General features: G+C 49.8%; 10 protein-coding genes and 1 pseudogene. 6 read left to right on the top strand and 5 right to left on the bottom strand.

Annotation, left to right across the window (positions count from 1 at the left end; all coding sequences use genetic code 11):
* Positions 1 to 190: 190 nt before the first annotated feature.
* Positions 191 to 571, top strand: a pseudogene (locus MO867_RS23920) (transposase); the annotation flags it as partial.
* Positions 572 to 814: 243 nt separating this feature from the next.
* On the opposite strand, the gene MO867_RS04860 reads toward MO867_RS23920, so the two are convergent.
* Together MO867_RS04860 and MO867_RS04865 are read right to left on the bottom strand one after the other, a co-directional pair.
* Positions 815 to 1,498: a hypothetical protein gene (locus MO867_RS04860; RefSeq protein WP_252465112.1), complete on the bottom strand. Its 684-nt coding sequence runs from the start codon at positions 1,496 to 1,498 to the stop codon at positions 815 to 817.
* A gap of 86 nt (positions 1,499 to 1,584) precedes the next feature.
* Positions 1,585 to 2,082: a pilin gene (locus tag MO867_RS04865; RefSeq protein ID WP_252465113.1), complete on the bottom strand. Its 498-nt coding sequence runs from the start codon at positions 2,080 to 2,082 to the stop codon at positions 1,585 to 1,587.
* Between the two features lie 386 nt (positions 2,083 to 2,468).
* Between MO867_RS04865 and pilB the strand changes: the two genes are divergently transcribed.
* The 5 genes from pilB to yacG all read left to right on the top strand — a co-directional run bounded on the left by pilB (position 2,469) and on the right by yacG (position 7,439).
* Positions 2,469 to 4,181 carry a type IV-A pilus assembly ATPase PilB gene (pilB, locus tag MO867_RS04870; RefSeq protein ID WP_252465114.1) on the top strand — a complete coding sequence of 571 codons (1,713 nt, stop codon included), beginning with the start codon at positions 2,469 to 2,471 and terminating at the stop codon, positions 4,179 to 4,181.
* A 153-nt stretch (positions 4,182 to 4,334) separates the two neighbouring features.
* Positions 4,335 to 5,549 (top strand): type II secretion system F family protein, encoded by a 1,215-nt coding sequence (locus MO867_RS04875; protein ID WP_252465115.1) that lies wholly within the window; start codon positions 4,335 to 4,337, stop codon positions 5,547 to 5,549.
* A 5-nt stretch (positions 5,550 to 5,554) separates the two neighbouring features.
* Positions 5,555 to 6,439: a prepilin peptidase gene (locus MO867_RS04880; RefSeq protein WP_252465116.1), complete on the top strand. Its 885-nt coding sequence runs from the start codon at positions 5,555 to 5,557 to the stop codon at positions 6,437 to 6,439.
* 108 nt (positions 6,440 to 6,547) lie between these two features.
* Entirely contained in the window at positions 6,548 to 7,144 is a 597-nt protein-coding gene (coaE, locus tag MO867_RS04885) for a dephospho-CoA kinase (RefSeq protein ID WP_252465117.1), read from the top strand.
* A 79-nt stretch (positions 7,145 to 7,223) separates the two neighbouring features.
* Complete coding sequence (gene yacG / locus MO867_RS04890; RefSeq protein ID WP_252465118.1) at positions 7,224 to 7,439, top strand: DNA gyrase inhibitor YacG; 216 nt, start codon at positions 7,224 to 7,226, stop codon at positions 7,437 to 7,439.
* Between the two features lie 109 nt (positions 7,440 to 7,548).
* Here yacG and mutT read toward each other — a convergent pair whose 3' ends face one another.
* From mutT to secA, 3 genes are all read right to left on the bottom strand, one after another.
* A complete protein-coding gene (mutT, locus tag MO867_RS04895; protein ID WP_252465119.1) occupies positions 7,549 to 7,947 on the bottom strand; it encodes an 8-oxo-dGTP diphosphatase MutT in 399 nt (132 codons plus the stop codon).
* Between the two features lie 9 nt (positions 7,948 to 7,956).
* Complete coding sequence (gene argJ, locus MO867_RS04900; protein ID WP_252465120.1) at positions 7,957 to 9,159, bottom strand: bifunctional glutamate N-acetyltransferase/amino-acid acetyltransferase ArgJ; 1,203 nt, start codon at positions 9,157 to 9,159, stop codon at positions 7,957 to 7,959.
* Between the two features lie 241 nt (positions 9,160 to 9,400).
* Complete coding sequence (gene secA / locus MO867_RS04905) at positions 9,401 to 12,151, bottom strand: preprotein translocase subunit SecA (protein WP_252465121.1); 2,751 nt, start codon at positions 12,149 to 12,151, stop codon at positions 9,401 to 9,403.
* Positions 12,152 to 12,274 lie beyond the last annotated feature (123 nt).

Genomic DNA, 12,274 nt, shown 5'->3' on the forward strand with positions numbered 1-12,274 from the left:
TGATAAGTAAAATATCGGGCAGGGCGTGCAACTTGCGCCGATCAACTCGAGGATCGTCCATGTCGTCAAAGTGATGTAAAAGGCTAACGCTATCCATTTTGTCTAAAAAACACTCTATGCTTCAAAAAAGATGGCTATTCTAGGTCTATTTTGTTCGTTTTTACACCGATTTATATGGGGCAGCCCTGCCGCAGAGAGGGAAACAGCGCTTGATATGCTTGCGGAATTACCGGATTCAAAAGTCAAGACAGTTGGTGCGGATAAAGGTTATGACACTCGTGGATTCGTAGAGTCCTGCAGAGGTTTGGGAGTCACGCCTCATGTTGCTCAGAATAATAAACGGCCAGGAGGATCGGCAATTGACGGGAGGACAACTCGTCACACTGGCTATCAAGCCAGCATGAAAGTTCGCAAACGAATTGAGGAAGGTTTTGGATGAGGCAAAACCATAGGACTGATTCGGCAAATCAAAGTGCGCGGTTTAGATCGTGTAAACGAGGTTTTCAATATGACATTTATTGGGTGGAATCTTACCCGAATGAAAAATTTACAGAATCAATCCGCCTGCTGAATGGGAAAGGGCAAGAAAACGCGAAGATTTTAGTTGATTTAACGATTTTTGGCTAAAAAACACCCTAATCAGGATTGATTTAGAAAAGGAGCTCGGAAATTTCATTTTTTCTGCGACCTAAATATTAATTCAGGTACTCATTTCAACAGCCTGCTAGGCAGATATTGGGAGAATATGTGGCCGCTTAAGCAGCCTAAAGGGTAATACACTTCAGAGTTGGATGCAGGTCATTAAAAGTATCGACTAGTATTTTTCTTTTGAAATCAGTCCAACTATTTCCCCACTGGCTACATTTACATCGACCACCCCAAAAAAATAACGGCCCGAATAATCAATTTCTACCGAACCCCTATCATTTAGGATGCCATATTCTGTCAATCTACCAATAGCATTCTCATAAGGCTCATAGAGCTCCGTATTGGTGGCAATATTACGCCCAAAAAAGGACCATGCCTGAATGATCACATCCTTGCTATCATCTGGCAAATTTACGTAAACCCAAGCAGGACCAAAACCCGAAATAAAAGAGTCAAACCCAGGCATATCCATTCTTGACTGCTCAAATGAATGACGATTTACAGTCACATACTTACCATCAAGAAACACAACGGCGATTGGGCGAGAATGCTCTACTACTGCCATCCCTCCGCAAATACAAGCAAACTGCATAACAGCAATGATCAACATATCTCTGGAAAGTTCTTTTTTTGCAACATTAAAAATCAATAAAGTCAATATTGGACCGACCACAATATCAACCCCAGCTATCAACGTTATCCCTTGCAACCCACCGTCCACCTCAAACAGAAATCCGGGAAACCAGACAAAACGGATAATACTGGACAACACTAAAAAAATCAGAAAACTTACAATTAGATGCAGAAAAAATGCAGACCATCGATTGTTTATTTTTTTTAAAAAAAACATTTTTCAAATAAAAGCTGTAACTATAAAACTAAACAAGGGCCTGCTAACCAACAGACCCTTACGTATTTACCTATTACGGAAGAAACTTACTGACATTCAGTAGGTGCAAATCGAGCGGGCAAAGAACCTGCTGTAATACCAGCCCAGGCGCCTGCGACTGCACCTGCGGCAGCGCAACGCCAAGCAATAGAATCTGTGGGCGGGGTGAATGCAGCAGCACCAGCAGGCAGTGGAGTTCCTATTGGCGAGTTAGGGGTAAAGGTTAAGTTACCGTTCCCCGCAGCAGCGCTCATAGTAACAATAATTTCTCCAGTAGCAGGAGTAATTGCGACACCTGTCACATTGTCGGTTGTGGTAGGAGAAGTATAACCCGTCGCATAACCGGTTGCTGCACCTCTCACATTACCGTTTGCCAATACATCTGCAACATTAATTTTTGCCGCTGCAGCAGCTAACAATCCCTCTGACACACGACCGCGAACGGTATAATCCTGATAGGCCGGCAGTGCCACTGCGGCCAGAATACCAATGATCGCCACTACGATCATTAATTCAATAAGAGTAAAACCCTGTTGTTTTTTCATTGTAACCGTCTCCATACAGACTTTAGGTAGATGCGATTTCCGCAAGGACGTACATCCTGTGAGGAAGTCACGGAACAAGATACAAGGTTTATGCCAATTCTTGCAAGCTAACGCAAGTTCAAACCACTACGGTTGAAAAGTGAATCACCTTAGAAATATGCTCACTAATGACCAGCACTATGTGTCACTATTCGCCAATCAGTGACACAAATTGTCAGCAGGGATTTTTTGCCTTTAATATATGTAGCAACCTCGCGCATCTGATTTGGCTCACTTCAACTAATTCGTTATATTTACCCAAGCTACGCCCTTAGTAGCAACCCACCTCAATCCAGCAAAACATGTGGGCATAAACTCTGCAATAACACTATCTGGCACCCCAACCCATGACAACTCCCCTCCTTAGCGGTCTGGCGAAACGCTTGGTTGCAGACCAAGTTCTTGATGAAGCAACGGCAGCTTCAGCACTCAAAGCGGCTCGCAGAGAAAAACAGACTTTTGCCCAACATGCCGTGGAGGCTAAACTGGTCTCGGCCAGGGAGCTAGCCAATATTGCCTCACTCGCATTTGGCACGCCTTTATTCGAACTGAGCAGCTATAATTTCGAGCTTATCCCCAAAGATATCATTGCTGAAAAATTAATCAGCAAGCACTTTACACTCCCCCTTTACAAGCGTGGCAATCGCCTCTTTGTGGCAGTAGCAGACCCCACCAACTTGGCAGCGCTGGATGAGATAAACTTCAATACCGGTCTAAACACCGATGCCATTCTGGTTGAGGCTGACAAATTAGCAAAGGCAATTGAAAGCTACCTCTCGCAAAATGACGATATGGGTGCCGGGCTCGATGGCGTGGACGATGAAGAACTCGACGCGCTGGATATCGACAACAATGAGCCGGATCGCAACAATGAAGATGAACCCGGAGGAGATGAGGCCCCCGTTGTGCGCTTTGTTAACAAACTACTCTTGGATGCAATCCGCACAGGAGCCTCTGATATCCACTTCGAGCCCTACGAGAAGACTTACCGAGTCAGGTTCCGAACCGATGGCATATTACACGAGATAGCCAAGCCGCCAATTCAGCTGGCAAACCGGCTTTCCGCCCGCTTAAAGGTGATGTCTAAAATGGATATCTCTGAGAAGCGAGTGCCACAGGATGGCCGCATCAAAATGAAGCTATCCAAAACCAAAGCCATCGATTTCCGAGTAAACAGCTTGCCCACGCTTTGGGGCGAGAAAATAGTTCTACGAATCCTCGACCCCTCCTCTGCCAAACTGGGAATCGACGCGCTCGGTTATGAGGACGCACAAAAACAAATCTACATGGATGCCTTGGCTCAACCCCAGGGCATGATCCTGGTTACCGGCCCCACAGGCTCCGGCAAAACGGTCTCGCTCTACACCGGCCTGAATATCCTAAACACCCCAGAACTCAATATCTCTACTGCCGAGGACCCGGTAGAAATTAACCTGGAAGGTATCAATCAGGTAAACGTCTCCACCAAAGTGGGCCTTAACTTTGCTGAGGCACTGCGTTCCTTCCTGCGGCAGGACCCCGATATCGTTATGGTGGGAGAGATCCGGGATCTGGAAACCGCCGAAATAGCGATTAAAGCGGCCCAGACTGGGCACTTGGTGCTGTCCACACTACATACCAACTCAGCCCCGGAAACCCTCACCCGCCTAATGAATATGGGCGTTCCCACTTTCAATATTGCCACTTCAGTCAGTGTTATTATTGCCCAGCGCTTGGCGCGAAGACTGTGCAGTAAGTGCAAAAAACCAGTGACATTACCAAGTGAAGTACTGGAAGCTGAAGGCTTCTCAACAGTCACCATCCCTCAAGATAAGTGGACGGTATACCAACCTATAGGTTGTGAACATTGCTCAAAGGGCTATAAGGGTCGCGTAGGCGTGTATGAAGTGGTTCGCATCACTGATAGCATCTCCAGAATTATAATGGAGGGCGGTAACTCCATTCAGATTGCGGATCAAGCTAGGGCAGAAGGCTTTAGTAATCTACGGCTTTCAGCCTTACGCAAGGTTGTGATGGGGGTTACGAGCCTGGAGGAGGCTAATCGGGTAACTAAGGATTGAATGCAGCTTTAGGAACTGGAATCCGGCTTTCGCCGGAATGATGCTAGATGTTTTATTCAGCAGCGTATTACCGGTAAGAAGTTAAAACGTAGAGGGTTATCTCTCACAAGTTTAGTAACCTTTGGCAAGAGATAAGAAGCAGGAAAAGTAATTATGGCTAATGCCACAGCAGTTGAATATATCTATAAAGGTGTGGATGGCAAGGGAACCAAGGTTCAAGGGGAGATCAACGGTACCAGCCCAGCCCTGATTAAGGCCCAGCTGCGCAAACAGGGGATTATTGCCAACCGGGTGCAAAAGAAACCCAAGCCACTATTTGGTGGCGGTAAGAAAAAAGTAAAACCTGCAGATATCGCACTCTTTACCCGCCAGATGGCTACCATGATGAAGGCAGGTGTACCACTGGTACAAAGCTTTGAAATTGTTGCCGACGGTCTGGACAACCAAGGGGTTAAAGAGCTAATTTTTAAAGTCCGCGATGAAGTTGCCTCCGGTACCGCATTTGCAGATGCCCTACGAAAACACCCCCTCTATTTTGATGCTCTATTCTGCAACTTGGTCGCCGCTGGAGAACAATCTGGTGCGCTGGAGACTATGCTAGACAGGATTGCTACCTATAAAGAAAAGACCGAATCCTTAAAAGCAAAAATTAAAAAGGCCATGACTTACCCTATAGCGGTAATTGTGGTAGCCATTGTCGTCACATCAATTCTGCTAATCAAAGTCGTACCCCAGTTTGCACAAACTTTTTCAAGCTTTGGGGCGGAGCTTCCTGCATTCACACAACTTGTAGTAGGAATGTCTGAATGGATGCAGGCGAATTGGATTATAGCCTTAATGTTTATAGTCATCGGTATTGGCGGCACTGTTGAAGCAAAAAAACGCAATAAAAAAGTAGCTGAATTTTTTGACCGGCTAATTTTAAAACTCCCAGTATTGGGGAGCATCACCTATAACTCAATCTCAGCGAGGTTTGCTCGAACGCTATCCACCACCTTTGCCGCAGGTGTTCCACTTATTGACGCTCTTAAATCTGTAGCAGGGGCGACAGGCAATAGCCTTTACGCGGAGGCAACGTTGAAGATTCGGGACTCAGTAGCCACAGGCATACCTCTCAATGCTGCCCTTCGCTCCTCAGGGCTCTACCCGACCATGCTTGTACAAATGACAGCTATTGGTGAGGAGTCTGGCGCACTAGATGAAATGTTAGCTAAGGCTGCTGATTATTATGAAGAGGCAGTCGACAATATGGTCGACAATCTCACCACTCTGCTTGAACCGCTAATTATGGCTGTTCTGGGTATTTTAGTCGGTGGGCTCATGATCGCGATGTACCTTCCTATCTTCCAACTCGGGCAAGTTGTTTAATAAAGATGCTAGGGAATTTCACTCTATACCCAGCGCTGCTCCTTAGCAGCGCCTTTATTTTAGGCCTACTCATAGGCAGCTTCCTCAACGTCGTTATCATGCGCCTCCCTGTCATCATGGAGCGGGACTACAAGCGGGATTTCTTTAGCTACTTTGATACCAAACCCACGCCTGCGGAGCAAGAGGAACTCAACAAGCCCTTTAACCTGATTTTACCGCACTCCCACTGTCCCAAGTGCAAGGTGGAAATCAAAGCCTGGCAGAACATTCCAGTCATTAGCTATTTGCTACTCCGCGGTAAATGCGGCTCTTGCGGCACCCCTATCTCCAAGCGCTACCCACTGGTGGAGTTGGCGACGGGCATTTTGACCGCGATTGTTGTCTGGCAGCTGGGCTTTACCTGGCAAGCCTTGGCGGGATGCTTCTTTACCTGGGCGCTAGTTGCTCTTACAGGTATCGATTTTGACAAACAGTTGCTGCCTGACAATATTACCCTACCCCTTCTCTGGGTCGGATTGCTGATCAATATTGGAGGGGTGTTTACAAGCCTGCAGGATGCCGTGATCGGTGCTATCGCTGGCTATCTATCGCTGTGGCTGGTGTTCCATATCTTTAAAATTGTCACCGGTAAAGACGGCATGGGAGCTGGGGATTTTAAAATTCTCGCGGCTATCGGCGCTTGGTTTGGCTGGCAGATATTGCCCTTGGTGATACTGCTTTCCGCGGCAGTGGGCGCCATTATCGGGATTGCCTGGAGCCTTGCCATGGGGCGGGATCGAAACCTGCCTATTGCTTTTGGCCCCTACCTCGCCGGTGCCGGCTGGATCGCGATGCTATGGGGGGATCAGATAATAGGCTGGTATCTCAACGTCTCAGGGCTTACCGGCTAAAACCTCTCGCTCACTCTTGTTGATCAAGTTGCATTACTATAACCCCGGCCAGATCCCTGGCCGGGGTTTTTGCTTTTGGCCCCTGGCGCTTCTCTCGGAGGATAACGATTGTTTACTGTAGGCCTAACCGGCGGAATCGGCAGCGGTAAGTCCGCAGCCGCGGGATATTTCCGTGATCTGGGAATTCATGTTGTCGATGCAGACTGGGCGGCGAGAGTTGTTGTACAACCCGGTAGGCCTGCATTGGAGCAGATTGCCCAACACTTTGGTGCCGATGTGTTGTTCGAGAGTGGCGAACTCAATCGGGGCAAGTTACGTACACTGATATTCAGTAATGCCCATGAGCGAAAGTGGCTGGAGAGCCTGTTACATCCATTGATCAGGGCAGAGATCATTTCCTCGCTGAGCCGGAGTCAGGGGGCCTACGCGATACTGGAATCCCCCTTGCTGATAGAGTCTGGGCAGCACCAACTGGTCGATCGGATTTGTGTGGTTGACTTGCCGGAAACCTTACAGCTTGAGCGCGCCAGTGCTAGAGATAACAGCCAGCGAGAGCAAATTCGTAAAATTATGGCTGCACAGATGACAAGGGAACAGCGGCTCGATAAAGCCGATGATAGGCTGGATAATACTAGCGGCCTTAGAGCGCTTAAGGCCCAGGTAGAGCAACTACACCAGAAATACCTGCAATTAGCTCGAGCCTAGCTGTCTGGCCCGAGTTACTATCGTAAAATTGCTACCGCAAAATTGCCCTCCCGATACACTTTAAAACCTGAATTACCCTATGACCAATTCTAAACAAGCCCCCACACTCAATTGCCCCACCTGTAAAAAACCGATCGAGTGGGGCGACAAGTTCCCCTTTAAGCCCTTTTGCAGCGAGCGCTGCAAGCTGATTGACCTTGGCGAATGGGCCAGCGAGGGGCATAAAATTCCAGGGCAACCTGTGTATGACGATGTTTTGAGTGATGACTTAGATCCCAACAAACCCCGTCACTAGGACTGTGCTGACACTCCTTGAGAAGCTACTTGCCGGTAATCTTCCCAAGGAGTGAAGCGCTGTTCTTGCAAAAACCGTTTTGTGTAGGATGGCCGGTAAGAGGCAGGAATTAAGAAAAGTTGGCTTTAACCGCGTCAATAATGGCCTGGTTAGCATCAGGGAATTGAAACTTATCCAATTCGGCAATGGAAACCCATTGGATGTCCTGCTGCTCTTGCCCTCGGGCTTCGCCAGAAAACTGTGTCACTTGCCAGGTATCCAGTAGTACGGTCTTGTCAGGGTAGTCGTGGCGAACTTCCAGCAAGGGCTGAAGTTGCTGTACCTCGATAGCCACCTCTTCCAATAGCTCCCGGCAGAGGGCGTCTTGTACCGTTTCTCCGACCTCCACCTTGCCACCGGGAAACTCCCAGCGCCCCCCCATATGTAAATGATCCGGGCGGCGGGCAATCAGAATCTTGCCATCCGCTCGAAACACCACCCCTACGGCGACATGGACAACCTTACTCACTTTAACCTCTCAGGTCCGGTACTCAGCATTGATGGTGACATACTCATGGGAGAAGTCACAGGTCCAGATATGTTCACTGCATTGACCGCGCCCCAGCTCAATACGAATAAGAAATTCAGGTTGTGAAAATACCTGTTCTCCACTTTCCTCCCGGTACTCTTGGGCACGACCTCCAGCACTAACCACCTGTACCTTATCCAGAAAAATATTGACCTTATCCGTATCCAGGTTCCCCTCAATCGCATTGCCAATTGCCATGACCAAACGCCCCCAATTGGGGTCTGAAGCGTAAAGTGCGGTTTTAACCAGGGGGGAATTGCCTACCTCAAAAGCAACTTTCAGGGCCTCCTCACTACTTTGCGCTGCGTCCACTTGCACGGTAACAAATTTAGTTGCCCCTTCACCGTCTTTGACAACCGCCTGCGCCAGCTCGATATGGATCTGGATCATGGCTTCCAGTAGATCCCGATAAGCAGTATCGTCATCACTCTTGAGCAACTCTCCCCGCACACCGGTTGCCACCAGTACACAGGCATCATTAGTAGATGTGTCCCCATCTACGCTGATACGATTAAAGGATACATTAACCGCTTCACGCACCATCTGATCTAATAGCGACTGCTCCACCGCTGCATCTGTGGCGACATAGGCCAGCATAGTGGCCATATTCGGCTGGATCATGCCCGAGCCCTTGGCAATCCCCACCACCGTAATTAGTTCACCATTGATCTGCACCGTTCGGCTGGCGGTTTTGGGCCGCGTATCGGTCGTCATAATGGCCTCGGCCGCTTGCTGCCAACCCACTGCGTTGAGCTGCCGGGCCGCAGCCGGTATCGCATCGAGTAACTTCTGCACGGGTAGATGCTCACCAATCACGCCGGTACTAAAAGGCAATACTTGCTCCGCATGGATTTGCAACGCCTCCGCTACCGCATCACAGGTGGCTCGCGTATCCACCAACCCTTTTAAACCGGTGGCCGCGTTGGCATTACCCGCATTGACCAGTAAAGCTCGTATCGCACCTTTGCCAATATGCTCTTTGGCCACAATTACCGGGGCTGCACAAAACGTGTTCTGGGTGAAGGTTGCCGCGACAGAAGCGCCTTCCGCCAACTCAATTAACAGTAAGTCATTGCGTTCCCAATCCTTAATCTTGGCGGGCACACTGGCAAGGCGAATCCCCTGTACAGAGGGTATGGATAATTCAGGCATAACAACAACGCTTTAAGGCTGCGGCAGCACTCCGAGAATCTTTGTTTCGACTCACAAAAAACAGCGGCGGCAATCATAGAAAGGAGACATTATCAAAGCCGCCTTGTATCAAGGCAAGCACAAAATAAACCTTTCTGCGGAATTTACGATAAAAACCGCAGATAATTTTTTAACTTTATAAAAAAATACCCCGCAAGCGGGGTATTTTCTTGTTAAAGCTGCCTTAAGCCAATCTCAAGCATTAACTCTGGGCAGAAGGGGCCAGCTTGCCGTGACACTGCTTATATTTCTTGCCGGAACCGCATGGGCATGGGTCATTGCGGCCTACCTTGGGACCGCGACGCTCAGGCACTGGAGCTGCAGACTGCTGACCTTGGGGCTCACCCTGGGGCAACGCTGAAGCTTCGGCATGCTGCAGTTCCAGCTGCTGCTGACGCTGCTCATCAAGGCGGCGCTGCTCCATCTCCTCCGCTTGCTCGCGAGTCATCGGTTCAACATGAGCGAGGATACGCACCACTTCGTGTTTGAGGTTTTCCAGCATGCTCTGGAACAGGTGGAATGACTCGCGCTTAAACTCCTGCTTGGGATTTTTATTGGCATAAGCGCGCAATCCGATACCCGCTCGCAGGTGATCCATACTGGAAAGGTGTTCTTTCCAGAGCTGATCCAGAACCTGCAGCATAATCTGCCGTTCAATGGTCGGCATCAAATTGGCATCATCGGAGGATTCGCCAATACGGGCAACTTTTGCTGCGTAGGCTGCCTGCGCAGCAATGGTGATCTTCTCGCGCAAACTCTCCTCATGCAGAGTGCGGTCGTCATCGAGCCATTTCTGTACCGGCAGCTCAACAGCCAGCTCACCGGAGAGCTGCTGCTCCAGACCGGGGATATCCCACTGCTCCTCCACACTCTGTGGAGGCACAGAACCGGAGACAATTCCGTTCACCACATCTTCGCGAATGGCCGAAATGGTCTCACTGATATTTTCAGCTTCCAGCAACTCATTACGCTGACCGTAAATCACCTGGCGCTGATCGTTGGCCACATCATCGTATTCCAGCAACTGCTTACGAATATCGAAGTTGCGGCCTTCAACACGGCGCTGAGCCTTCTCGATAGCATTCGACACCATGCGGTGCTCGATCGCCTCGCCGCGCTCCATACCCAACATCTGCATAAAGTTCTTCACCCGATCGGAGGCAAAGATCCGCATCAAGCTATCTTCCAGTGATAGGTAAAAGCGGGTAACACCCGGATCGCCCTGGCGGCCGGCACGACCGCGCAGCTGGTTATCAATACGGCGGGATTCGTGGCGCTCGGTACCAACAATATGCAGGCCACCCGCTTTGATCACCAGATCGTGGCGCTTCTGCCAATCTTCTTTAACCGCCAACAATTCGGCGTCGGTCAGCTCGCGGCCCTTCTCCTCACGAAGCGCGGTAGCTTCTGCCTCCCAGTTACCACCGAGCACGATGTCGGTACCGCGACCTGCCATATTAGTGGCGATAGTTACAGCACCCGGACTGCCCGCCTGGGCAATGATCTGCGCTTCATGCTCATGATATTTGGCGTTGAGGACCTGGTGCTCGATCCCCGCTTTCTGCAATCTGCGGGACATTTCTTCCGAGGTTTCGATAGAGGCGGTACCCACAAGGATTGGCGCCTGCTTTTCACGGCAGAGCTTTACATCCTCAATGATGGCTTCCATCTTCTCTTCTTGACTCAGGTAAACCAGATCATTGAGATCCTCACGCTGAATCGATTTATTCGCGGGGATCACCACCACGTCCAGACCGTAAATTTGCTGGAATTCGAAAGCCTCAGTATCCGCTGTACCGGTCATGCCCGCGAGCTTGGGATAAAATCGGAACAGGTTCTGGAATGTGGTGGAGGCAAGAGTCTGACTTTCGCTCTGGATCTGCACCGTTTCTTTCGCTTCCAACGCCTGGTGCAAACCTTCAGAAAGTCGACGGCCCGGCATGGTTCGACCAGTATGTTCGTCGATCAACACCACCTGGCCGTTTTGCACAATGTAATCCACATCGCGATTAAACAGCACATGGGCCCGCAGGGCTGCGTGCACATGATGCAACAAGCCGAGATTGCCGGGAGCGTAGAGTGACTGATCATCTTTCATTAGGCCACTGCCTGACAGCAGATCCTCAACCAAGAGGTGACCCTGCTCGGTCAGCTCTACCTGGCGAGTTTTCTCATCGACCGTATAGTGTCCCTCACCCCCCTCTTCTGCACGCTCAAGCTGAGGCACCAGCTTGTTCATGGCCAGATAAAGATGGGAAGAATCCTCTGCGGCACCGGAAATAATCAGTGGCGTACGCGCTTCGTCGATCAGGATCGAGTCCACTTCATCAACAATGGCGAAATTCTGCGGGCGCTGTGTGCGGTCTTCTTTGCGCAACACCATATTGTCACGCAGGTAATCGAAACCGAATTCGTTATTGGTACCGTAGGTAATATCGGCCTGGTACGCCGCTTTTTTATCTTCTGGTGGCTGCTGGGAAGCGATAACCCCCACGCTCATCCCCAGGAACTCATACACCGGACGCATCCAGTTGGCATCCCGTGCCGCCAGGTAATCGTTCACGGTTATAATATGAACGCCCTTGTCTTCCAGAGCGTTCAAGTAGGCCGGAAGAGTCGCAACCAGGGTTTTACCCTCACCGGTACGCATTTCCGCGATGCGCCCTTCGTGCAGAGTCATACCACCGATCAACTGAACATCAAAGTGACGCATTCCCAGTGCTCGACGACCCGCTTCACGCACCGCAGCAAATGCCTCGGGCAGAATCTGGTCCAATTTCACCCCATCTGCCAGGCGCTGCTTAAATTCATCTGTTTTTGCGCGAAGACCTGCATCATCGAGCTTCTGGAAACCCTCTTCCAGCGCGTTGACCTTTTCCACGACGCGTTGCATCCGCTTCAGCTCGCGGTCATTTTTAGAACCAAAGACCGATTTAATCAGTTTGCCAATCATTATCTAGAAACCACTTATCTTATTTGCGCTGTCGGCGCTAATACCGGGCAGATCAATGCACCGACGCTCCTTTATGCGAGGGATGCAAGTAAACAGGAAGGCGCAAGCGGTGGCAACTCCTAT

It is taken from the genome of Microbulbifer okhotskensis, assembly GCF_023895975.1.
In the GTDB taxonomy this organism is placed as follows: Bacteria; Pseudomonadota; Gammaproteobacteria; order Pseudomonadales; family Cellvibrionaceae; genus Microbulbifer; species Microbulbifer okhotskensis.